Annotated in this window: 21 protein-coding genes; 13 read left to right on the top strand and 8 right to left on the bottom strand. The window is 72.3% G+C overall.

Annotated elements, in window-relative coordinates:
- Positions 1-14: 14 nt before the first annotated feature.
- From V5P93_RS22875 to V5P93_RS22865, 3 genes are all read right to left on the bottom strand, one after another.
- The gene (locus V5P93_RS22875; RefSeq protein ID WP_104478841.1) at positions 15-536 is read right to left on the bottom strand and encodes a hypothetical protein; all 522 of its coding nucleotides are present in this window, start codon (positions 534-536) and stop codon (positions 15-17) included.
- A gap of 94 nt (positions 537-630) precedes the next feature.
- Positions 631-897 carry a hypothetical protein gene (locus V5P93_RS22870; RefSeq protein WP_104478842.1) on the bottom strand — a complete coding sequence of 89 codons (267 nt, stop codon included), beginning with the start codon at positions 895-897 and terminating at the stop codon, positions 631-633.
- 171 nt (positions 898-1068) lie between these two features.
- Complete coding sequence (locus V5P93_RS22865) at positions 1069-2880, bottom strand: chitinase (RefSeq protein WP_104478843.1); 1812 nt, start codon at positions 2878-2880, stop codon at positions 1069-1071.
- Positions 2881-3618: 738 nt separating this feature from the next.
- Here V5P93_RS22865 and V5P93_RS22860 point away from each other — a divergent pair.
- Together V5P93_RS22860 and V5P93_RS22855 are read left to right on the top strand one after the other, a co-directional pair.
- Positions 3619-4572: an alpha/beta hydrolase gene (locus V5P93_RS22860; protein ID WP_104478844.1), complete on the top strand. Its 954-nt coding sequence runs from the start codon at positions 3619-3621 to the stop codon at positions 4570-4572.
- Positions 4569-5915: a PLP-dependent aminotransferase family protein gene (locus V5P93_RS22855; RefSeq protein WP_104478845.1), complete on the top strand. Its 1347-nt coding sequence runs from the start codon at positions 4569-4571 to the stop codon at positions 5913-5915. The genes V5P93_RS22860 and V5P93_RS22855 overlap by 4 nt, the downstream gene beginning before the upstream one ends.
- 45 nt (positions 5916-5960) lie before the next feature.
- On the opposite strand, the gene V5P93_RS22850 is transcribed toward V5P93_RS22855, so the two are convergent.
- Positions 5961-7061 (bottom strand): alpha-hydroxy acid oxidase, encoded by a 1101-nt coding sequence (locus V5P93_RS22850; protein WP_104478846.1) that lies wholly within the window; start codon positions 7059-7061, stop codon positions 5961-5963.
- Between the two features lie 345 nt (positions 7062-7406).
- Between V5P93_RS22850 and V5P93_RS22845 the strand changes: the two genes are divergently transcribed.
- From V5P93_RS22845 to V5P93_RS22805, 9 genes are all read left to right on the top strand, one after another.
- On the top strand, positions 7407-8822 hold the full coding sequence (locus tag V5P93_RS22845) for a class I adenylate-forming enzyme family protein (protein ID WP_104478847.1): 1416 nt from the start codon (positions 7407-7409) through the stop codon (positions 8820-8822).
- Between the two features lie 5 nt (positions 8823-8827).
- The gene (locus tag V5P93_RS22840) at positions 8828-9097 is read left to right on the top strand and encodes an acyl carrier protein (RefSeq protein WP_104478848.1); all 270 of its coding nucleotides are present in this window, start codon (positions 8828-8830) and stop codon (positions 9095-9097) included.
- Position 9098: 1 nt separating this feature from the next.
- On the top strand, positions 9099-9371 hold the full coding sequence (locus tag V5P93_RS22835; RefSeq protein ID WP_181043439.1) for a hypothetical protein: 273 nt from the start codon (positions 9099-9101) through the stop codon (positions 9369-9371).
- Positions 9364-10536, top strand: a complete 1173-nt coding sequence (locus tag V5P93_RS22830) for a beta-ketoacyl synthase N-terminal-like domain-containing protein (RefSeq protein WP_104478849.1) — start codon at positions 9364-9366, stop codon at positions 10534-10536. Before V5P93_RS22835 ends, V5P93_RS22830 begins: the two co-directional genes overlap by 8 nt.
- Before the next feature lie 23 nt (positions 10537-10559).
- The gene (locus V5P93_RS22825) at positions 10560-11093 is read left to right on the top strand and encodes a hypothetical protein (RefSeq protein ID WP_219823953.1); all 534 of its coding nucleotides are present in this window, start codon (positions 10560-10562) and stop codon (positions 11091-11093) included.
- Complete coding sequence (locus V5P93_RS22820; RefSeq protein WP_104478851.1) at positions 11090-12709, top strand: class I adenylate-forming enzyme family protein; 1620 nt, start codon at positions 11090-11092, stop codon at positions 12707-12709. Before V5P93_RS22825 ends, V5P93_RS22820 begins: the two co-directional genes overlap by 4 nt.
- Positions 12706-13968, top strand: coding sequence for a beta-ketoacyl synthase (locus V5P93_RS22815; RefSeq protein WP_104478852.1), 1263 nt, complete (start codon positions 12706-12708; stop codon positions 13966-13968). The genes V5P93_RS22820 and V5P93_RS22815 overlap by 4 nt, the downstream gene beginning before the upstream one ends.
- Before the next feature lie 92 nt (positions 13969-14060).
- On the top strand, positions 14061-15083 hold the full coding sequence (gene hppD / locus V5P93_RS22810) for a 4-hydroxyphenylpyruvate dioxygenase (protein WP_104478853.1): 1023 nt from the start codon (positions 14061-14063) through the stop codon (positions 15081-15083).
- The gene (locus V5P93_RS22805) at positions 15080-15991 is read left to right on the top strand and encodes a phytanoyl-CoA dioxygenase family protein (protein WP_245931225.1); all 912 of its coding nucleotides are present in this window, start codon (positions 15080-15082) and stop codon (positions 15989-15991) included. The genes hppD and V5P93_RS22805 overlap by 4 nt, the downstream gene beginning before the upstream one ends.
- Before the next feature lie 128 nt (positions 15992-16119).
- Here the strand turns inward: V5P93_RS22805 and V5P93_RS22800 are convergent, their stop codons facing one another.
- Genes V5P93_RS22800 through V5P93_RS22785 form a run of 4 tightly spaced genes read right to left on the bottom strand, consistent with a single transcriptional unit; the run spans position 16120 to position 19288 of the window.
- Positions 16120-16884 carry an ABC transporter permease gene (locus V5P93_RS22800; RefSeq protein ID WP_104478854.1) on the bottom strand — a complete coding sequence of 255 codons (765 nt, stop codon included), beginning with the start codon at positions 16882-16884 and terminating at the stop codon, positions 16120-16122.
- Positions 16885-16896: 12 nt separating this feature from the next.
- Entirely contained in the window at positions 16897-17850 is a 954-nt protein-coding gene (locus V5P93_RS22795; RefSeq protein WP_104478855.1) for an ATP-binding cassette domain-containing protein, read from the bottom strand.
- Positions 17847-19025: a glycosyltransferase gene (locus V5P93_RS22790; RefSeq protein WP_104478856.1), complete on the bottom strand. Its 1179-nt coding sequence runs from the start codon at positions 19023-19025 to the stop codon at positions 17847-17849. Before V5P93_RS22790 ends, V5P93_RS22795 begins: the two co-directional genes overlap by 4 nt.
- Positions 19022-19288, bottom strand: a complete 267-nt coding sequence (locus V5P93_RS22785) for a hypothetical protein (RefSeq protein WP_146107992.1) — start codon at positions 19286-19288, stop codon at positions 19022-19024. The genes V5P93_RS22790 and V5P93_RS22785 overlap by 4 nt, the downstream gene beginning before the upstream one ends.
- Before the next feature lie 191 nt (positions 19289-19479).
- On the opposite strand from V5P93_RS22785, the gene V5P93_RS22780 reads away from it, so the two are divergent.
- Complete coding sequence (locus V5P93_RS22780; protein WP_104478857.1) at positions 19480-20865, top strand: condensation domain-containing protein; 1386 nt, start codon at positions 19480-19482, stop codon at positions 20863-20865.
- On the top strand, positions 20862-21794 hold the full coding sequence (locus V5P93_RS22775) for a 3-oxoacyl-[acyl-carrier-protein] synthase III C-terminal domain-containing protein (RefSeq protein ID WP_104478858.1): 933 nt from the start codon (positions 20862-20864) through the stop codon (positions 21792-21794). Before V5P93_RS22780 ends, V5P93_RS22775 begins: the two co-directional genes overlap by 4 nt.
- The last annotated feature ends 17 nt before the right edge of the window (positions 21795-21811 follow it).

Genomic DNA, 21811 nt, shown 5'->3' with positions numbered 1-21811 from the left:
TCCGGGACGCGCGGTCAGATGACGGCCAGCACGAGGCCCGCGGCGAAGGGGAGGACCACCAGCAGGCAGGCGACCTTCCCCCCGAGCTTGAACCCCGACGCCAGGTCCGCCCCGCTGTCGCGGCGGATCACCGCCACGGCCAGGTAGCCCGCGGTCGTGGCGAAGCCCGCGCCCAGCGCGCAGGCCATACCGAGACCCACCACGAGCTTGGCCTTCGACGCGGTGTGGGCGGTGTCGCCGTCGCGCCGCACCGGCACCCGGTCGTCCCGGTGGTACTCGGTCCCGATCCCCACGAGGCTCGCGGTGCCCTCGGCCGCTTCGGTCCCTTCCGGCACGAACGCGCCCGCGCAGTCGTAGCGGAACACGCCGTGCTGGATCTGGATCGCCCCGCACTCGTCGACGACGAGGGTGCCCGCCGCGCCGCCGTACCCGGCGGTCACCAGCCCGAACCACCAGACGAGCCACACGACCGCCGCGGCGACCGGCAGCAGGACGACCGCCAGCGCCCCGAACCAGACCCGCGTCTTGGTCTCCACGCCCCGAGTATCGAGCGCCCCGGGCGGCGGCCGGCCGGGTTTCCCGACGCTCACCCGGTTGGCCCAGCCGGCTACCGGCGCACCCGGGATCGGTCTAGCCGAGGAAGCCCAACGCCACCACGGCCGCGACGATGGTGACGGTCATGAAGCACAGGGCCGTGACCAGCCCGGTGCGCGGCCGGGCCCCGAGGTCGTCCCGGGTGGCGGACGCGGCTGAGTCGCTCGCGGCCACCACGATCCCCACGGCGGCCACGCCCGCCAGCCCGGCGGTCAACGCCAACTCGCCCTTCGACGCGTCGAACCACACGAGCGCCAAGAGCACGGTGAACACCCCGAGCCACACCCACCGCGCGGTACCCATGGCCCGAGTATCCGACCGCCCCGCGCCCGCCACGGCGGGTTTCCACCCAGGTCACTCGTCCGGCCCAGACAGGCACGTCCGCCGACCGCTCCGGTAGTCCCAAATGGACATACCCGGCACGGCGACGGCCCCGCACCCGGGGTGGGTGCGGGGCCGCGAGACCGCCGTGGGTCAGAGGTTGTTCAGGAACGGCCGGTGGGCGTTCTGGAACTCCCAGTTGTAGTAGCGGTCCCAGTTGATCGACCAGGTCATCAGCCCGCGCAGGCCGGGGGACGCGCCGCCGCGCAGCTGGTAGCCGCCGCAGCCCGTGCCCTTGACCAGGCAGGTCAGCGCCTGCTGGACGGCGGCGGGGGAGGTGTGGCCGTTGCCGGCGCTCACCGCCGCCGGGACGCCGAAGCCGATCTGGTCCTCGCGCAGCCCCGGGAAGGTGAACCCGGTGTTGGCGACCGGGAAGCCCGCCTTGAGCATGTCGGTCATGGCGATGTGGAAGTCCGCGCCGCCCATGTTGTGGTACTGGTTGTCCAGGCCGGTGACCGGGCCCGAGTTGTAGTCCTGCACGTGCAGGATGGTCAGCACGTCCCGCAGGGCGTGGATGACCGGCAGGTACGAGCCGGTCCGGCTGTCGCCGCCGCTGCTGGAGCCGCCGTAGAACTGGTAGCCCACCTGCACGAAGAACGTCTCCGGGGCCATCGTGAGGATGAACTTGGCGCCGTAGCGGGCCTTCAGCGTCTTGACCGCCGAGATCAGGTTGACGATCACCGGGGTGGTCGGGTTGCGGAAGTCCTTGTCACCGGAGTTCAGGTACAGCGAGTGGCCCTCGAAGTCGATGTCGAGGCCGTCGAGGCCGTACTTGTCGATGATCGCCGACACCGAGCTGACGAACTTGTCGCGCGCGGCGGTGGAGGTGAGCTGCACCTGGCCGTTCTGGCCGCCGATCGAGATCAGCACCTTCTTGCCCTTGGCCTGCTTGGCCCGGATGGCCGCGATGAACTCGGCCTCCGACTCGACCTGCGGGCACTCCGCGACCGGGCACTGGCTGAACCGGATGTCACCGGAGGTGACCGAGGTCGGCTCGCCGAAGGCCAGGTTGACGATGTCCCACGAGTCCGGCACGTCGGCCATCCGGATGTAGCCGGAGCCGTTGGCGAAGCTGGTGTGCAGGTAGCCGATCAGCGCCCGCTTCGGCACCCCGGTGTCGGGGCAGCCGGAGGTGAAGGCGGACACGGGGTTGGACTTGGCCGACTCGCCGTCGGTGTTGTAGGCGGTGACCGTGAAGGTGTGCGTGGTGCACGCCGTCAGACCGCTGATCGTGGCGCTGGTGCCGGTGGTGACGGTCGCCTTGAGCTCGGTGCCCTCGTAGACCTTGTACCCGGTGACGGTGCCGGACGGGGCACCCCAGGTCAGCGAGATCGAGGAGTTGGTGGCGCCGGTCGCGACCGGGGTGGCGGGTGCGCCGGGCCCGGTGCCGGGCGGGGGACCGCCGCCGTCCCCGGGCGGGCCGTCGAGCACCACGTCGTCGACGTTGAAGGTGCCCGCGCCGTACCAGCCGTGCAGGTACAGCTCCACGCTCGTCTGGGCCGCGCCGCTGGTGAAGGTCAGCGACAGCTGGGTGTAGTTCGCGGCGTTGGTCCAGGTCTGGCCGCCGCCGGTGATGCCGAGGTACACCGGGTTGCCCTTGACCCAGGCGGACACGGTGTAGGTGCTGCTGGGCTTGACCGCGATGGTCTGCGCGCAGCGGCCGTTCTTCGCGCCGCTCGCGGTGGAGGCGAGCGCGCCGGAGCCGCTGTGCACCGGGGTGGTCACCGCCGCGCCGGAGTCGCAGGTCCAGCCGGTGGTGCCGCTCTCGAAGCCGGGGTTGGTCAGCAGGTTGGCCGCGGCCGCGGGACCGGCGGCGACCAGGCTGGTGACCACCACGGCGGCGGCCGCGCCGAGCGCGGTCGCTATCGTGCGCGCCGCTTTGCGGCGTCGGGGGACTTCAGTCATCGACGACCTCCAGGGTGCGGTGCGCAGGGGGACACCGCTGCCTATTGTCTAGACCAATGATCGAGTGTTGTCTAGACCTCAGACCGATGGCCGCCGGATGGGCGTAGGGTGCGCGCCCGCGCGTCCGCGCGCGTACGGGTGTGCGCGGAGAGTTCTGCGGGGTGGCGCTCCCGACGCGCGTCCCGCGCCCCGATCAGTCCACAGTGGTCTGGCGGTCGGGCTGGACCATTGCCGGATGATGTGTCCTCTGAGGATTCACGTGGTTTGTCACTAGTCACGAAAAATCATTCGCATAAAGCGTTCGCTGTACTGATCCGATCAGGCCACGGTGATGATCCAGGCTTTACCCCGTTTGGCGCAATCGTCGAATTGCCAGCCCTGACCTGCGGTATTGCGCCGAGCGGAGCAACCGGACGGGATACGGTAGTACGCCGTACAGTCCTGAATGGACGGATATGTCCATTCGGCCTAGTCGGCGGATGGCGCCTTTTGGCGTATCGACGCCTGTCGAGATATCGCCATATGCTCCTGCGAAATCGGCGGCCGGGATCGAAGACCGACCGGTCCGCCGGAGTCGGAGGGAGGTGATCAGCATGCGTGGAGTCCGTGAGCGCAACGTCCTGGAGCGCAACGTCCGCGAGGCCTGAGCCCGTGGGACGTGAGCGGTAGATCGAGGGGGGACGTGGCCGCCGAGCCTGGGTGGCCACGTCCCGCCGATCGCGAGGAGAGTCGAACAGCATGCCCCTGGACCCCCAGGTCGAACGGTCCCGCGCGCGCCGCGCCGAGCGGCGGGCGACCCCGCTCTACGAGCTGACCCTGGAGCGGGCCCGCGCCGAGGACCTGGCGTCCATCCGGGACGCGGCGGGCGACCCGGAGCCGGTGGCCTCCGTCGCCGACCTGGACATCCCGGGCCCGGCGAGCGCGCTCACCCTGCGGATCTACCGGTGCGCGCGGGCCGTGCGCGCGGGGACGCCGAGCCCGGTGCTGGTCTACTTCTTCGGCGGTGGCTGGACTCTGGGCACCATCGACACCGCCGACGCCATCTGCCGCAGGCTCACCAACGCCGCGGGCTGCACCACCGTCTCGGTCGGCTACCGGCTCGCCCCCGAGCACAAGTTCCCCGCCGCCGTGCACGACTGCCACGCCGCCGTGCGCTGGGTCGCCGCGCACGCCGCCGAGCTGGGCGTCGACCCGGACCGGATCGCCGTCGGCGGTGACAGCGCGGGCGGCAACCTGGCCGCCGCGGTCGCGCTCGCCGCCCGCGAGGACGGTCCGCTGCTGGTCCACCAGCTCCTGGTCTACCCGAACACCGACCACGGTTCGGACACCGAGTCGCTGCGCGAGAGCACCGACCGGTACCTGTTCAACCTGCACTCCGTGGCCTGGTACTGGGACAACTACCTGGCCGACCCGGCCGACGGCGCCAACCCGCTGGCCTCCCCGCTGCGCGCCGCCGACCACTCCGGCCTGCCGCCCGCCACGGTGATCACCGCCGAGTACGACCCGTTGCGCGACGAGGGCGAGTTGTACGCGAAACGGCTCGCGGACGCGGGCGTACCGACGGAATTGACGCGTTTTCCCGGTATGGCACACGGTTTCTTCGCGATGTTCGGTGAACTGCCCGCCGCCGCCGAGGCCGTGGAGATCGCCGCGGCCCGGCTCCGCGCCGCGTTCGGGACGGACCGGGCATGACCGCCACCGACCCCGCCGGGGTGGTCCTGGACCCCACGAGTGCTCCCGCCAAAGTCGTCCTGGGTCCCGAAGACCTGCACCGCAGCCTAGAGGACCCGCTGCTGTCGGCGATGACCTTCCTCAACGAGGTCACCCACCGCTTCCCGGACGCGATCTCGTTCGCGCCCGGCCGCCCGTACGAGGGCCTGTTCGACCCGGCGGCCATCTCCGGCTACCTCGACGCCTACCGCGAGTACCTCGAACGCGACCTGGGCCTGGACGCGGACCGGGTGCGCACGGCGTTCTTCCAGTACGGCCGCACCAACGGCCAGATCCACGACCTCATCGCCCGCACCGTCGCCAACGACGAGGACATCCACGTCCCGCCCGGGGCGGTCGTGGTCACCGTCGGCGCGCAGGAGGGCATGCTGCTGGCGCTGCGCGCGCTGTTCACCGGCCCCGACGACGTGCTGCTGGTCAGTTCCCCCTGCTACGTCGGCATCACCGGCGCCGCGCGGCTGCTCGACATCGACTTCGTCGGCGTCACCGAGGACGAGTCCGGGCCCGACCCGAGCCGGGTGGCCGAGGTGGCGCGCCGGGTGCGGGCCGAGGGCAGGCGACCGCGCGCGCTCTACATCGTGCCGGACTTCGCCAACCCGTCCGGTGTCTCGATGTCGGTGCAGCGCAGGCGCGAGCTGCTCGCGATCGCCGAGGCCGAGGGTATTTTCGTCATCGAGGACAACCCGTACGGCTTCTTCACCGCCGAGGACGTGCGTACCCCGACCCTGAAGTCCTTGGACACCAGCGGTGTCGTCATCTACATCGGCTCGTTCGCCAAGTCCTGCTTCCCCGGCGCGCGCGTCGGCTACGTGCTCGCGGATCAGGTGGTGCGCACCCGCGAGGGCGGTGCGGAACCACTCGCCGATTCCCTGGCGAAGATCAAGAGCATGACCACGGTGAACACCTCCGCGCTCAGCCAGGCCGCGATCGGCGGGCTGCTGGTGCGCGCGGGCTGCCGGTTGCGGGAGGCGAACGCCGACACGATCTCCTTCTACCGCGAGAACATGCGGCTCATGCTCGCCGAACTGGCGCGGCACTTCCCACCGGGCTCGGGGGTCCGGTGGAACACGCCCAGCGGCGGGTTCTTCGTGGTGGTCACGGTCCCCTTCGTCGCCGACGAGGCCGCGCTGGAGCGCTCGGCCAGGGAGTTCGGCGTGCTGTGGACCCCGATGAGCACCTTCCACCTCGACGGCGGGGGCCTGGACCGGCTCCGGTTGTCGTGCAGCTACGTCGAACCGGACCGGCTGGTGGCGGGTGTGCGCAGGTTCGCCGAGTTCGTCTCGGCGATGACCACCCGGGAGTGAGCCACCCCCGGGTGGGTCGTTCGACGGGCCGGTGAGCGGAGAAGGTCAGTGGTGGTAAGGAGTTCGGTTCGGTGTCCCCAGCACCGACCGGTCGAGGTGGGCCAGGGTCGGCCTGCCGGTGAGGGCCATGGCCTCCTCCAGTTCCTCGCGCAATGTCTGCAGCACGTCCTGCGCGCCCTCGGTGCCCGCGTGCGCCAGACCCCACAGCACCGGTCGGCCGACCAGCACGGTGTCCGCGCCGACGGCCAGCGCCTTGAGCACGTCCGACCCGGTGCGCACACCGCCGTCGACCAGCACCGGGAGCCCGCCGCCGACCGCGTCCACCACCTCGGGCAGCGCGTCGATCGTGGCGGGCACCCCGTCGAGCTGCCTACCGCCGTGGTTGGACACGATGATCCCGTCCACGCCGTGGCGCACCGCCAGTTCGGCGTCCTCGGCGGTGAGGATTCCCTTCAGCACCAGGGGAAGCGCGGTGCGCTCACGCAGCCAGGCGAGGTCCGCCCAGGTGATCCGCGGGTCGAACCTCTCCAGCGAGTGCCGCTCGATGGCCGACGTCCCGGCCTCGGCGACGTGGCTGGTGGCCATCAGCGCGGCGTCCACGTTCACCGCGCGCGCGTGCGCGGGGAGCGTGAAACCGCTGCGCAGGTCGCGGTACCGGCGCGCCACGCGCGGGGTGTCCACGGTCAGCGCCAGCGCGCCGTACCCGGCTTCCGCCGCGCGACCGACCAGTTCCAGCACCGCGCCCCGGTCGCGCAACCAGTACAGCTGCAGCCACAGCGGCCCGGTGGCCGCCGCGGCGATCTCGGCCAGGTCCGTGCTGGCGAACATGCTGGCCACGAACAACGCGCCCGCCGCGCCCGCGGCCCGCACGGTCCCGATTTCACCGTCCGGGTGAAAGAGCCGGTGGTACGCCATGGGCGCCACCCCGATCGGCGCGGCGAGGTCCGCGCCGAGCAGGGTCGTCGCCGTGGCGCAGCGCTCCACGTCGGTGAGCACCCTCGGGCGAAGTGGTATGGCCGAATACGCGGACTCGTTGGCGCGCAGCGTCCACTCGGCGCCCGCGCCACCGTTGAGGTACCCGGCGACATCGGCCGCCAGGCAGGATCGCGCCAAGTCCGCGTAGTCGGGGACACGTAGGGGTTTCACGCCGGTCCTCTCGGTGTTTGCGCCGTTCGGTGGAATCACCGCCGCGGCTATCCTGTCATCCGCTGACAACGATTTCCAGCTTATCCACGATCGGGTGTTCGCCGTGCATTCGCACGCGCACCGAAGCGGTCCGTGATCGACTCGTGGCGGCCGGTGTCCGCTGTGTAACTACTGATAGAACCGTTGCCCTGTCAGGGATACCGGGGGTACCGACTAGCCCTTTCGGTCGACCTTGACGGGTGTGGATCCATATGCGATTGTTCCACCGCGAGTCCGGATAGCGCGGACTTCAAACATTTCGTCGCATTACGGCAATCGGCCCAATAGCACATTGTGAAGGCGCCAATGACTGGTGTGGATCTTTCCTGGGCAACGCCCGGAATCTCGCGGGAATGGGTCGACGACCTGCTGCTCGCCGGGTCGTCCGACACCGTCTGCCTGCGCTTCGACGAGCCGGTCGACCGGGCCGCGCTGCGCGCGGTGGTGGCCGTGCGGGAGGCGGAGCTGCGCGCGGCCGGGCTGGTCGCGGGCGGCACTGTCGCGTTGCGACTCCCGCCGTCCCTGGCGTACGTGGGCTACCTGCTCGCCGCGTGGCGGATCGGCGCCCAGGTGAGCCTGCTCGACCACCGGCTCACCCGGCACGAGGTCGACGGCGCGCTGGACCGCGTCGCCGCGCAGTTCGTCGTCGAGGCCACCGAGACCCGCGGCCACCGGCTGCGCGGTTACGCCGAGGTGGTCGCCGCGGTGTCCGCCCGGGAGGGTGGCCGCCCGGCCGCGACGCCGCACGCGTTGGTGCAGTTCAGTTCCGGCTCCACCGGTGCCTCCAAGGTGATCGCGCGCACCGCCGCGGACCTGGCGGCCGAACTCGACCGCTACGACCGGCTGCCGGAGTTCCCGCGCGCGGGGGAGCGGGTCGTGCTGCTCGCCTCGATCGTGCACGTGCTCGGGCTGGTCGGCGGACTGCTCAACGCCCTGCACGCCAACGCGGAACTGGTGTTCCCGCAGCGGTTGACCGCCGAGGGCATCCTCGCCGCCGTCGCCGCGGCCGACACCCCCGCGACCGTGCTCGGCGTCCCGTTCCACGCCGAACTCCTGACCTCCTCGACCGAACGCACCCCGCTGCCGTCGTTGCGGCGCATGGTCGTGGCGGGCGAACTGGTGCGCCCCACCGTCCCCGCGCGCTTCCGCGAACGGTTCGGCGTGCCGCTGGGCACGATGTACGGGATGACCGAGATCGGCGTCATCGCCACGGATCTCGACGGCTCCCGCTGGCCCGCGGTCGAGCCGACGCACGGGATGCGCCTCCAGGTGCGCGACGGCGAACTGTGGATCGCGATGGCCGCGTCGCCGTACCTCGGACTGCAGGACCCGAGCCGCTTCGTCGACGGCTGGCTGCGCACCCGCGACGCCGCCGGGATCGACGGGGGCACGGGTCTGGTGACGGTACTCGGACGACTGGACTCGCAGGTGTCCATCGGCGGGCTCAAGGTCGACCTCACCGAGGTCGAGCAGACCATCGCCGGGATGGCGGCGGTCCGCGAGGCGGTCGTGCTGCACGACGGCGGCGTGCGCGCCTACCTGAGCCTGGCCGACGGCGCGTCGGTGGCCGAGGTGGAGCTCGAGATCGGCCGGACCCTGGCGCCGTTCAAGCGGCCGCGGGAACTGGTCGTGCTGCCGGTCCTGCCCAGGACGGCGACGGGGAAGGTCGTGCGCGCGGCGGCGGTGCTGGCCGCGGCGGGCGAGAACAGCGGAAAGGGATGACGGCCATGAAGGACGAGTTGCGGGCGTTCGTGCTCGACGCGGTGCGCGAGATGAACTACGACGTCAGCGAGGTCACCGGGGACACCGACCTCGGCCCGGCCGGGCTGGACCTGGAGTCGTTGGCGCTGGCCGACCTGGCGGTGCAGCTGGAGGACCAGTACAAGATCAAGTTCGGCGACGACGACATGGAGTCCCTGGCCCTGATGACCCTCGACGAGTTCGTCGACGCGCTCGACGCCCGCGTGTCGGCCCGGGCCGCCGAGGCGACCGCCTGAGATGGCACCGAGCACACCGGACCTGCCGTCCCCCGACCGGGACGCGGTGATCGCGCTGCTCGCCGGGTTCGGCGACCGCGACCGCGCCGAGGTGGGGGAGACGCTGGACTCGCTGGAGCTGACCTGGCTGGTGGCCCAGGTCGAGCAGCGCTACGGGGTGGAACTCGACCTCACCGACGAGGTGTTCGCGGGCATGGGCACCGTCACCGGCGCGGTCGACACCCTGGCGGGCGCGCTCGACTCCGCGCGCGGCACGGCGGCCGGGCATGGCTGAGCGGGCGCGGCGCGCGCACCGGGTGGCGGTCACGGGCGTGGCCGCGCGCACCGCGTTCGGTCGCGACGGCGCCGCGCTGCTGGCCGACGGGTTCGCGGGCACGCCCGCGTTCGCACCGGTCACCAGGTTCGACACGGCCGGTCGCCGGACCACGACCGCGGCCACCCTCCCGGGTGACCCGGTGCTCGCCGACGAACTCGTCGGCGCCATCGAGGACGCCGTGGTCGGCACCGGGGTGACCACCCGCGCGGGGGTCCCGCTGCTGCTGGCCGCGCACGCCGACGCGGGCAACGCCGCGCTGGCCGCCGAGGTCGCCGCGCGCACCGGGTTCGCCGGTCCCGCGCGGACCTACACCGGTGCCTGCGTGGCGGCCACCTCCGCGCTCGCCGACGCCGCCACGCTGATCGCGACCGGCCGCGCCGAGCGGGTCGTGGTGGCGGCGGGCTACCTGGTGGAACCGTCCACGTTCGCGTTGTTCGACGCGGGCCGCGCGCTGTCGCGGGACGGTCGCGTGCGGCCGTTCAGCGCGGGCAGGCAGGGCATGCTGCTCGGCGACGGCGTCGCGGCCGTGGTGCTGGAATCGGCTTCCCCGCTGGGAATCGGCGCGGGGGGAATCGGCACCGTGCTGGCCTCCGTCGCGGTCGACCCCGGCGTGCCCGTGGACGTCGCGGTGCGCGAGTCCCCGCGCGCGGCCCGGCCGCTGGCCTGGCTGGCGGGCTGGGCGCGCTCCGGCGACGCTTACCACGTGTGCAAGCCCAAACCGGACGGCACCGGCCTGGCCAGGGCGATCACCGGGGCGCTCGACCGGGCGGACGTCGCGCCGCCGGAGGTCGGCTACGTCAACGCCAACGGCACCGGCACCGCGTTCAACGACGCCGCCGAGGTCGCCGCGCTGCGCCTGGCCGGACTCGGCGCGGTGCCCACCAGCTCCACGAAATCCGTGCACGGCCACGCGTTGGAGGCGTCCGGGCTCGTCGAGTTCGTGGTGACCGTGCTCGCGCTGGGCGGGGGGACGCTGCCGGTCAACTCCGGTTACCTGGGCGCCGACCCGGACTGCGCGATCGACGTGATCACCGGGCCGCGGCGCGCCGAGCCCGCGTACGCGCTCACGGTCAACGCCGCGTTCGGCGGCGCCAACACCGCGCTCCTGCTGGGGGCGGCATGAGTGCCACCCTCTCACCCGGACAGGTGACATCGCCGGTCCTGGACCGGGTGGTGCTCGCCGAGGCCCACTGGCCCGCGTCCCCGGCGGACACCCCCGGGTCGCTGCCCGCCATCGCCGGGTTCGTGCTGTCGGCGTTCAACCCGCTGGTCGTCGAGGTCGCCGAGCGCTGCCTGCGCGCGCACTTCGGCCCGCCGCCCGCGGGCCGCGACGGCGACCGGACGGCGATCGTGCTGGCCAGCGTCCGCGGTGACGTGACCACGGCGGACGCGGTGGCCGCCGCGGTGGCGGCGGGCACCCGCGTGCCGCCGCTGCTGTTCTTCCAGTCCAACCCGAACGCCGTGCTCGGGCACGTCGCGGCGCGGTGGGGACTGGCCGGTCCGGTGGTGTGCGCCAGCCCCGCCACCGAACCCGGGACCGATGCTCTCGCCTGCGCGGACCTGCTGTTCGCCGCGGGGGAGGCGGACCGCGCGCTGGTGATCGTCGCCGACCTGGCGACCGGACGAGGAGACAACGACCAGGCGGTGGCCCGACTGGTCACGGCGAGGGGACGGGCATGACCACCACCAAGCGCGGCAACACCCGGGCCCTGCTGGCCCGCGACCCGGACCTCGGTGCGGGCAACGTGCTCACCACGCTCATCGAGATGGGCGCGGACACCGAGCGGCCCACCTTCACCTTCGACACCGCCGTCGACGGCCGCCCGGCCTGGACCGCGCTGACGCTCGGGCTCCTCGACGAGCGCGTCCGCGCCCGGGCCGCCGCGCTGAGCGCGCTCGGCATCGGCAGGCGCGACCCGGTCGCGGTCACCGCGACCGGCGTGGCCGACAACATCCTCACCTTCCTCGCCCTGGCCCGGCTCGGCGCGATCCCCGCGCTGATCAACGCGAAGCTCGCGCCGGAGATCACCGCCCTCTACGTGAGCAGGCTCGGCGCCGTCGGGGTGCTGGCCGACGCCGCACGCCGCGAAGCGCTGGCACCGCACGGGTTGACGTTGCTCGCGCCCATCGAGGGGCTGGGCGCGGCCGACCCGGCCGACGCCCCGGCGCCGTACCGGTTCTTCCGCGACGACCCGGTCGCGATCACCCACTCCTCGGGTACGACCGGCGTGCCGAAGGCGGTGCTGCACTCGCACACCAGCCTGTACGCCGCCAACCGCCACCGGCTGCGCATGCCCAAGGCGCAGGGCACCGACCGGATCCTGTCCGCGCTGCCCGCCCCGCACGCCGCCACGCTCATCGCGCTGAACCTCGCGCTGTCGAGCGAGAGCGAGCTGCTGGGGCTCTCGCGGCAGACCGGGCCGTCGGTGCTCGACGCGATCGAGAAGTGGCGGCCCTCCGGCGTGCTCGGCTTCGCCGCCACCTGGTCGGAGATGGCCAAGACCGACCTGCGCGGCCGCGACCTGGACTCGGTGGCGCTGTGGTGGAACACCGGCGACTGCGCGCACGAGGCGCACATCCGCAGGCTCATCTCGCTCGGCTACCGCGAGGTGTCCACCAAGGAAGGTCGGGTGCGGAAGCCGGGATCGGCCTTCATCGATGGCCTGGGCTCCAGCGAGATGGGGCACTCGCACTTCTACATCACCCACACCGCCGAGACGAACCGCTACGGCCGCTGCATCGGCCGCCCGCACACCTTCGCCGAGCCGGTCGTGCTCGACCCGGAGGGCAACGAACTACCGCACGGGCAGGTGGGGGAGCTGGGCACGAAGTCGCCGACGCTGTCGCTGGGGTACTGGAACGACTCGGTCACCACGCACCGCACCCGCGTGCGCGGCTACTTCCTCACCGGCGACCTCGTCTACCGCGACGAGGAGGGCTACTTCTACCACGTCGACCGGCTCGTCGACTCCGTCGACCTCGGCGACGGCAAACGCCTGCACACCGCGCTGTCGGAGGAACGCGTGCTCAACGCCTGCCCGGACGTGGCCGACTGCACCGTGGTCGCCGTCCGCACCGACGACGGCGTGGTCACGGACGTGATGCTGCAACTCGACCCCGCCGCCGACCCGGCCGCGGACCGAACGGCCGCGATCCACGCGGCGCTCGGTCCGGACGTGGCGGCGACCGTGCGGTCGATCGTGGTCGTCGACGACGAGCGCATCCCGTTGGGCCCCACCGGGAAGGTCCGCAAGGTCGCCCTGCGCGCCGAGGTGACCGGGCAGGGCGCGAGATGAGGCCCGCCGCCGCCATCACCGGCATCGGCGTGGTGACCCCGTTGGGGCGCAAGGCCGATGACGTGTTCGACGCGCTGTGCGCCGGTCGCTCCGGACTGGTCCGCCCACCCGAGGGGCACCCGCTGGCCGGGCTGCTCGACGTCGCGGGCATCGCCCCGGACATCGACCCCACCGAGGTGCTCGACGCCAAGCAGGCCCGCGCCGTCGACCGGTTCGTGCTGCTGGCCATGGCCGCCGCCGACGACGCGCTGGCCGACGCCCGGATCACCGTGGGCACCGACGTCGACCCCGAGCGGGTCGCGGTCGTCGTGTCCACCGGGGGCGCGGGGCTGGAGACCTACGAGCACTTCGCGGCGCTGCGCCGCGAGAGCGGGCGCGCCAAGGTGAGCCCGTACCTGCTGCCCGGGATGCTGGCCAACATGGCCGCCGCCCGGATCGCGATCAAGCACGGCATCCGCGGCCACAGCGCGTGCATCGCCACCGCGTGCGCGGCGGGCGCGCAGTCCATCGCCGAGGCGCTGCGGATCATCCGCGCGGACGAGGCGGACGTGGTGGTGTGCGGCGGCGGCGACACCGCGCTGCACCCGACCGTGGCGTCCGCGTTCGCCAACGCGTGGGCGCTGGCCCGCAAGTGGGCTGAGCCGACCCAGGCCAGCAGGCCGTTCGACAAGCGGCGCAACGGGTTCGTGCTCGGCGAGGGCGCGGGCGTGCTGGTCGTGGAGCGCGCCGACTTCGCCGACGCCCGCGGCGCGGCGGCCTACGCCGGGCTGCTCGGCTGGGGCGTGACCACCGACGCCCACCACCCGACGACCCCGCGCCCCGACGGCGCGGGCGCCACCGCCGTGATGCGCAAGGCGATCGCCGACGCCGGGCTCACACCGTCCGATGTAGACTACGTGAACGCGCACGGCACCTCGACACCGCTCGGCGACGCCGCCGAGGCGACCGCGATCCGGTCGGTGTTCGGGGACACCACGCCCGCGGTCAGCTCCATCAAGGCGCTCACCGGGCACATGCTCGGCGGCTCCGGCGCGGTCGAGGCCGCCGCGACGGCGCTGTCGGTCAGCACGGGGCTCTTACCCCCGACGCACAACCTCGACGACCCCGACCCCGACTGCGCGCTCGACCACGTCCGCGGCACCGCCCGTCCCGGGCCGGTCCGCGCGGCGCTGTCGAACTCCTTCGCCTTCGGCGGCCACAACGTGAGCCTGCTCATCGGCGAGCCCGGCACACGGCTCAGGCGACGGGCGCACGCCTGAGCGGAACACCGACGCACCAACGGATTTCCCCGACCTGCCTGGCTTCCCCACCGGCGAACCGATCACAACCACACCGGACCCAGAGGTTCAGCATGCACGTTCACGCGATCGATCACGTGGAGTTCTACGTCGGCGACGCCGACGAGGTGGCCGCCAAGCTGCGCGCCGAGTACGGCTTCCGGCAGCACGGGGTGCTGCGCGACCGGCCGGGGAGCCATTCCGTCCTGCTCGCCCAGGGCGACATCCGCCTGGTGGTGACCTCCGCGCGCGACGCCACGCACCCGGCGGCGGCCTACGTCGCCGAGCACGGCGACGGCCTGGCCACCATCGCGCTGTCCACCGACGACCCCGAGGCCGCCCTCGCCGAGGCGCTGGACCGGGGCGCGGTGCTCACCGCGGGCCGGATCGGCGGCTTCGGCGACGTCGGGCACGCCTTCGTCCGCCCCGGCGCGCTCTTCGACGACGCCGACCCGGCCGACGCCGACGACACGGACTCCTTGTCCTTGCTCGACGTCATCGACCACGTCGCCGCTGTCGTCACCGGCGGACAGCTCGACCCGACCGTCGAGTACTACGAGAAGGTGTTGGGCTTCAAGCAGATCTTCGAGGAGCGCATCGAGGTCGGCGGCCAGGCGATGAACTCCAAGGTGGTGCAGTCGATCTCCAAGGAGGTCACGCTCACCCTGATCGAGCCCGACACCGCGACCGAACCCGGCCAGATCGACGACTTCCTCACCGCCCACCACGGGCCCGGCGTGCAGCACCTGGCCTTCCGCACCGACGACATCGCCACCGCGGTGCGCACCCTCGGCGCGCGCGGTGTCGAGTTCCTGACCACCCCGGGCGGCTACTACGACGCGCTGTCCGAGCGCCTCGACCACACCGCCGTCCCGATCCCCGTCCTGCGCGAGCTGAACGTGCTCGTGGACCAGGACAACGAGGGCGAGCTGTTCCAGATCTTCACCAAGACCACCCACCCGCGACGGACCATCTTCTTCGAGCTCATCGAGCGCCTGGGCGCGCTCACCTTCGGCAGCGCCAACATCAAGGCGCTGTACCAGGCCGTGGAGCGCGACCGGAACCGGGCCAAGGACACCGAAGGAGCCTCCCTGTGACCGCTGAGCTGACCGACACCTTCGCCCTCACCGAGGCGGAGCGCGACCTCTTACCCACCGACGAGGAGGTCGTCGAGTACGCGGCCCGCGGCTGGTACCTGTCCCGCAAGCTGTTCACCGACGCCGAGATCGACACCCTCGTCGAGGCCACGGAACGGTTCTACGCGGGCCACGCCGACCGCAGGCTGCCGCTGCGCCCGCCGAACCTGGCGTACTGGACCCCCGAGCGCGGCGACGTCCAGCGGCACAACGACTACATCCACTACGAGAGCGACGAGGTCGCCGCGATCCTGCGCAAGCCGGTGCTCGGCGCGGTCGCGGCGCGGCTGGCCCAGGCCGACGAGATCCGGGTGTGGCAGAGCACCCTGATCTACAAGCCGCCGCGCCCGGAGGAGGCCTCCAACCAGGTCCCCTGGCACATGGACCGGCACTACTGGCAGACCTGCACCTCCGAGCGCATGCTGACCGCGTTCCTGCCGTTGCACGACTGCGACACCACCATGGGCACCATCACCATGGTCGACGGCAGCCACCGCTGGGCGGAGATCCCCGGCGACGACTCCACCCGGCACTTCGCCCACCGCGACCGCGCGGAGCTGGAGGAGCTGCTGGCCGCCAACGCCGCGCACAACGGCGCCGAGGTGGTCAAGGTCCCCATGAACATCCCCAAGGGGCACGTCAGCTTCCACCACTGCCGCACCTACCACGGCAGCGGCGCCAACCAGGCCGACCGGCCGCGGCGGGCCATCAGCCTGCACATGCAGGACGGCGACAACCGGTTCCGGCCGTTCCTCAAGTCGGACGGCACACCGGTTTTCTACAACCACGACGTATTGGTCCAGCGCAACGACGAGGGCCTGCCCGACTACACCGACCAGACCTACTGCCCGACCCTCTGGCGGTGGTAGTACCCGAATAAGGAATAAGCCCGGCGCGAACGCGACCGGGCTATTTCCCTGCGCCCGATAATTCGTTCGAGCGGGCATGAAAAAGGCCCGGGAGCGGTGTGCTCCCGGGCCATTCGCGGATTCGTCGGTTACCGGACCTGGCGGGCGAACATCCGGGTCGCCCAGGTGACCGTCAACGCCGCCAGCGCGACCACGACGAGCATGCCGACCCAGACCGACGAGTCGCCCGGGTTGCCGGTGAACAGCGCCCGGGTGCCGTTGGTCGTCCAGTAGATCGGGTTCCACTCGGCGATGGTCACCAGCCAGCCCGGGGCCAAGGTCAGCGGCAGCAGCACGCCCGAGAGCAGGGACAACGGCTGCGACACGCTGTTGATCAGCGGCCCGAGCGCGGCCGGGGACGGGATCAGCATGGCCATCGCGTAGGACAGCGCGCACGCCATCAGGGCCATCAGCGCCAGCATCACGTACGCCAGCAGCAGCCACCCGAACTGCACGGTCATGCCGAACGGCAGGGCCACGACCGTGATCACCACGGCCTGCCCCATCAGCACCGTGACCTCGGAGAACGCCCGACCGAGGATGAGTGCCGTGCGGTGCGCCGGGGTCACCCGGGACCGCTCGATCACCCCGGACCGCAGCTCGCCGAGCAGGCCGAAGCCGGAGAAGAAGCCGCTGAGCAGGACCAGCACGACGAGCAGGCCCGGCACGTAGATCCGGTACGCGTCGGCGTAGGTCTGCGCGCCGGTGGGCGCCAGCGCGGTCTTCAGCAGCGGCGCGAAGAGCACCAGGTAGGCGATGGGCTGGACGAAGCCGATGACCAGGCGGGCGGGCGTGCGCCAGACCAGCAGCAGCTGCCGCTGGTAGACCAGCCAGGTGTCGCGGAGGAACTTCATGGTGGGTGACTCCTACTTGTCCCGCAGGGAGCGGCCGGTCTTGGTGAGGAACACGTCGTCGAGGCTGGGGCGGTGCACCTCGACGGTGTCGAAGTGGATGTCGCCGCCGTCGAGCACGCGCATGATCTGCGGCATCGCGGTCGAGCCGTCGTCGACGTAGAGCCGCAGGCCGTCGTCGCCGAGTTCGAGCTTGCGCACGTAGTCGCGGCCGTCGAACAGCTCCGCGGCGCGCGGCCCGCTGCCGTTGAGGCCCACGGTGACCACGTCACCGGCCACGCCGTGCTTCAGCTCGCTCGGGGTGCCCAGGGCCACGATCTCGCCGTGGTCGATGATCGCGATCCGGTCGCAGAGCGCGTCGGCCTCCTCCAGGTAGTGCGTGGTGAGGAAGACGGTCATGCCCTGGTCGCGGAGCCTGCGGACCTCGTCCCACAGGTGCGCGCGGGACTGCGGGTCCAGGCCGGTGGTCGGCTCGTCGAGGAAGAGGACCTTGGGCTCGTGGATGATGCCCATGGCGATGTCCACCCGGCGGCGCTGGCCACCGGAGTAGGTCTTGCACTGCCGGTCGGCGAACTCGGTCAGCTCGAACGCGGCCAGCGCCTTCTCGGTGCGCTCGACCGCCTCGGCCTTGCCGATGCCGTACATCCGGGCTTGCAGGACCAGCTCCTCGCGGGCGGTGATCTCGTCGGTCGTGGTGCCGCCCTGGGGCACGTACCCGACCCGGGTGCGCACCGCGCCCGGGTCTTTGCGCAGGTCGGCGCCCGCGATGACGGCCTCGCCGTCGTCGGGTTCGAGCAGCGTGCACAGGATGCGCGCCGTAGTGGTCTTGCCCGCGCCGTTCGGCCCGAGGAAGCCGAAGATCTCCCCCTCGGCCACCGACAGGTCGACGCCGCGGACGGCCTCGACGGAGCGGGTCTTGCGCCGTTTGCCCAGCGTGAAGGACTTGCGCAGTCCCTTGACCTCGATCATGACGTGCTCCTGCTCGGGCCGGTGGTGACCGGCGACTCGGTGAGGCGGGCCAGGGCCGCGACGGCGGCCCCGGTCCCGCCCGCGCGCGCGAACGACTCGGCGACGCGGGCGGCGGCGACCCGGAACCCGGGATCGCCCAAGACGGTGGTGACGGCCGCGCGGATGTCCGCCGCGCCCGCCCTGGCGAAGCCGATCCGCAGGCCCGCGCCCGCGTGCTCCACCTGGTTGGCGTTGATCGGCTGGTCGTGCCGGATGGGCGCGACGACCAGCGGCACGCCGTGCGCCAGCGACTCGCAGACGGTGTTGAGGCCGCCGTGCGAGACGACCAGGTCCAGGTGCGGCAGCAGGTCCAGCATCGGCACCCTGGCCTGCGCCAACAGGTGCTCCGGCAGGTCCGGGAGCTCCGCGGGCGGGGCCACGAACACCGCTTGCAGCCGGTCGCCGAGCGGGGCCAGCGCGGCGACGGCGGCGCGCAGGAACCGCGCGGACACGTCGTCGGCGAGCGTGCCCGTGGAGACCAGCACGCGCCTGCGGTCCGGCCGCAGCCACCCGGCGGGGAACCCGGGCTGGTCGGGGCGCTCGGCGAGCAGCGGGCCGACCAGCCGGAAGTGCTCGGGGAAATCCCGGCCCACCAACTCGCGGCTGGTGGTGGCCAGCACCAGGTGCGGGGAGAACCGCAGGTCGAAGTACTCGTCGGCGGGCATCCCCGCCTTGTCCCAGATGTGCCGGACCCGGCCGAGGACCCACTCGTGCACCCTGGGCAGGACCGCCAGCGGGTCACCCAGGTCCATGGTCGAGCAGGCCAGGGTGGCCCACGGCAGGCCGAGGCGGTGGGCGGCGATCGCGCCCGCCGGGCAGTGCTGGTCGACCACGAGCGCGTCCGGTCGGAACTCGGCGATCGCCTTGTCGACGGCGGGAAGGCTGAACCGCGCGTAGGGCACGATGAAGCGATCCCACACCGACCGCACGGCGGCGAGGCCGTGGTCGGACTGCGGCCGGAACAGCCGGGACCCGGTCGGGAAGACCGTCGCACCCGCGCCCAGCAGGGGACGCAGGTGCAGCTCCGGGCCGCACCAGGCGACCTCGTGCCCGGCGCGGACCAGCGCCTGGCCGAGGCCGAGGCTCGGGTTGACGTGCCCGGCCAGCGGCGGCACGACCAGCAGGTAGCGGCTCACGCGGCGCGCGCCGCGACGTAGTCGACCACCTGGGCCACGGTCAGCCCGGTGAGCGCGTCGAGGTCCAGCCCGGACACGTGCCCGACCAGGTCGACCCGGTCGCCGAAGCGCCGGGCCAGCGCGGCGCCTGCGGCGGCCACGTCGACGCTGTCGAAGCGCAGGTCCCCCTCGAGCGTGGCGTTCGGAGCAATTCCCGGCGGACATCCGCCGCACGGGCCGACGACCTCTCGGAGTATTCCCGCGACTTCCTCGAATAGCGCCATCGCGCGACCTCCAAAACAGGCGACTGCGCGACAAGGTACCGCACCGCTCTCACGACCGTCACGACAAATCTGTGCACCGTCCCGGTGAGACCGAACGCCGCACTAATGGGTCGGCGAGTGGAGTATTGACACATTCCCGGGCGTCAACCAACAATGCCTCCCACAGCACACAGGGCGGGGAGTGGCAAGCGATGACGGACACGATCCTCGTCGATTTCCGCGGTACCGGATCCGGGACCGGAGAACTGACCTGGGGGCAGCGCACCGTCTGGCGGGTGGTGGCCAAGACCGGCCGCGCCGAGACCATGGGCGGGATCGTGGCGCTGCCGCCGGGGAGCACGGCGGGTGACGCGGTCACCGTGCTGCGCTACGTGATGGGCAGGCACCAGTCGCTGCGCACCAGGCTCAGCTTCGACGCCGCCGACGGCGGACCGCGCCAGCGGGTGTCGGAGTCCGGCCAGATCGCCCTGGAGGTGGTCGAGGCCGGGGCCGAGGACCCGGCGGCGGTCGCGGACCGGGTGAAGAAGGCTTATGAGGACAAGGATTTCGACCACGAGCACGAGTGGCCCGTGCGGATGGCGGTCGTGGTGACCGGCAGCGCCGACGGGGTCGCGGTCGCCGACCGGCGGGCCACCCACTCCGTCGCGGTCTACAACCACCTCAACATCGACGCGCACGGCCTGGAGGCGCTGGTCGCCGACCTGTCCACGATGGACCCGGCGACCGGCGAGCCGACCGCCGAGCTGACCGCGACCCAGCCGCTGGAGCTGGCCGCGCAGCAGCGGCAGCCCGCGGTGCTCCGCAACAGCGACGCCGCGCTGCGCTACTGGGAGCGGGTGCTGCGCACCGTCTCGGCCAAGCGGGTCGACGGGACCGCGGACGAGACGCGGTCGCCGCGCTGGGGCGAGGTCGAGTTCACCTCGCCCGCGAGCCTGCTGGCCACCCGCGCCGTCGCCGCGCGCATCGGCACCGACACCTCGCCCGTGCTGCTGGCCGCCTACGCCACCGCGCTGGCCCGCACCATCGGCAACAACCCGGTGGCCGTGCAGATCGCGGTGAACAACCGGTTCCGCCAGTCGCTGCTCGGGTCCGTGTGCACCATGGCCCAGACCTGCCCGCTGCTGCTCGACGTCGCGGGCGCGACCTTCGACGAGGCCGTGCACCGCGCCCGGCAGGCCACCATGGTCACCTACAAGTACGCCTACCACGACCCCGAGCGCCGCGCGGCCATGGTCGCCGCCGTCGCCGAGGACCTCGGTGGTCCGGTCGAGATGGACACCTACTTCAACGACCGCCGCCCGCCCGCGCGCGAGGAGCGCGCGATCGTCGCCCCGTCCGCCGCGGAGATCGAGGCGGCGGTCGGGCGCGGCGGCCACGAGTGGGTGCGGTGGGACGACGTGGACGGCGCGCTGCTGTACCTCGACGTCGACGACGTGCCGGACGCCATCCGCTTCACCCTCACCGGCGACACCCACCGCGCGTCCCCCGACGAACTCGTCGGCCTGCTCCGGGAGATCGAGACCGTGCTGGTGGCCGCCGCGCTGGACCCGGGGGCGTCGACGGGCGTGCCGTCGTGACCGCGATCGAGGAGGTCTCGGCCTACCTGCCACCCGACCGGCGCGCGCTGGAGGAGTTGGCCGACTGGCTGGGGCTGACCGAGCGGCAGGTGCGGCTGTTCCGCCGCTTCCACGGGCTCTCCGAGGTCTGCTACGACCAGGACGGCACCCTGCTGGACCTGCTCCTGGCGGCCACCGGCGGCCTGGAGACCCTGCGCGGCAACGAACACCGCGTGCGGTACGTCGTGTACGCGCGAGGTATGCCCGCCGCGGTGCCGTACCCGCACAACCCGCTGCGCGAGCTGTGCGTCAAGCTGGGCTTGGACCACGCGCTGTCGTTCACCGTGACCCACCAGGCGTGCGCCACGGGGTTGCTCGCGTTCGACGTCGCGGGCAGGCTGCTGGCGGGCGACCCGGATCCGGACGCGCTGGCGCTGGTGGTGTCCGGGGAGAAGACCTTCACCCCGGACGCGCGGCTGGTCCCCGAGACCGCGATCTTCGGCGAGGGCGCCGCCGCCGTGCTGGTGAGCGCGAACGGGTCGTCGGACCGGTTGCTCTCCTACACCACCAGCATCCGCGGCGACTTCGACGGCAGGCTGATCATCGACCAGGCATTGGCCGCGCGGTTCCAGTACGAGTACCCGGCGCTGCTGTCCGAGGTGCTGCTGGCCGCCGTCGACCAGGCCGGGGTGGCGCTGGACGACATCGCGCTCCTGGTGCCGCACAACGTGAACGCCGTGTCGTGGCGGCGGGTGTGCAAGCGCATCGGCTACCCGGTGGAGCGCGTGGTGCTCGACAACGTGCCGCTCACCGGCCACAGCTTCGCCGCCGACCCGTTCCTCAACTACCGCACCGCGCTCGACACCGGACGGCTGAGACCGGGGGACCGGTACCTGGTCGGCGCCGCCGGGTTGGGCGCCACGTTCTCCGCGATGGTCTTCGAGCACTAGCGTTTTACGGAAGGGGT

This window comes from Actinokineospora auranticolor, assembly GCF_041897805.1.
Classification (GTDB): domain Bacteria; phylum Actinomycetota; class Actinomycetes; order Mycobacteriales; family Pseudonocardiaceae; genus Actinokineospora; species Actinokineospora auranticolor.
This window is presented reverse-complemented; position numbering and strand designations above follow the sequence as displayed.

What these genes read in the sequence shown, in the direction of transcription:
- V5P93_RS22870 (WP_104478842.1), bottom strand. Translation starts at nt 897, where the DNA reads ATGGGTACCGCGCGGTGGGTGTGGCTCGGGGTGTTCACCGTGCTCTTG.
- V5P93_RS22865 (WP_104478843.1), bottom strand. Translation starts at nt 2,880, where the DNA reads ATGACTGAAGTCCCCCGACGCCGCAAAGCGGCGCGCACGATAGCGACC.
- V5P93_RS22860 (WP_104478844.1), top strand. Translation starts at nt 3,619, where the DNA reads ATGCCCCTGGACCCCCAGGTCGAACGGTCCCGCGCGCGCCGCGCCGAG.
- V5P93_RS22855 (WP_104478845.1), top strand. Translation starts at nt 4,569, where the DNA reads ATGACCGCCACCGACCCCGCCGGGGTGGTCCTGGACCCCACGAGTGCT.
- V5P93_RS22845 (WP_104478847.1), top strand. Translation starts at nt 7,407, where the DNA reads ATGACTGGTGTGGATCTTTCCTGGGCAACGCCCGGAATCTCGCGGGAA.
- V5P93_RS22840 (WP_104478848.1), top strand. Translation starts at nt 8,828, where the DNA reads ATGAAGGACGAGTTGCGGGCGTTCGTGCTCGACGCGGTGCGCGAGATG.
- V5P93_RS22835 (WP_181043439.1), top strand. Translation starts at nt 9,099, where the DNA reads ATGGCACCGAGCACACCGGACCTGCCGTCCCCCGACCGGGACGCGGTG.
- V5P93_RS22830 (WP_104478849.1), top strand. Translation starts at nt 9,364, where the DNA reads ATGGCTGAGCGGGCGCGGCGCGCGCACCGGGTGGCGGTCACGGGCGTG.
- V5P93_RS22820 (WP_104478851.1), top strand. Translation starts at nt 11,090, where the DNA reads ATGACCACCACCAAGCGCGGCAACACCCGGGCCCTGCTGGCCCGCGAC.
- V5P93_RS22815 (WP_104478852.1), top strand. Translation starts at nt 12,706, where the DNA reads ATGAGGCCCGCCGCCGCCATCACCGGCATCGGCGTGGTGACCCCGTTG.
- hppD (WP_104478853.1), top strand. Translation starts at nt 14,061, where the DNA reads ATGCACGTTCACGCGATCGATCACGTGGAGTTCTACGTCGGCGACGCC.
- V5P93_RS22800 (WP_104478854.1), bottom strand. Translation starts at nt 16,884, where the DNA reads ATGAAGTTCCTCCGCGACACCTGGCTGGTCTACCAGCGGCAGCTGCTG.
- V5P93_RS22795 (WP_104478855.1), bottom strand. Translation starts at nt 17,850, where the DNA reads ATGATCGAGGTCAAGGGACTGCGCAAGTCCTTCACGCTGGGCAAACGG.
- V5P93_RS22785 (WP_146107992.1), bottom strand. Translation starts at nt 19,288, where the DNA reads ATGGCGCTATTCGAGGAAGTCGCGGGAATACTCCGAGAGGTCGTCGGC.
- V5P93_RS22780 (WP_104478857.1), top strand. Translation starts at nt 19,480, where the DNA reads ATGACGGACACGATCCTCGTCGATTTCCGCGGTACCGGATCCGGGACC.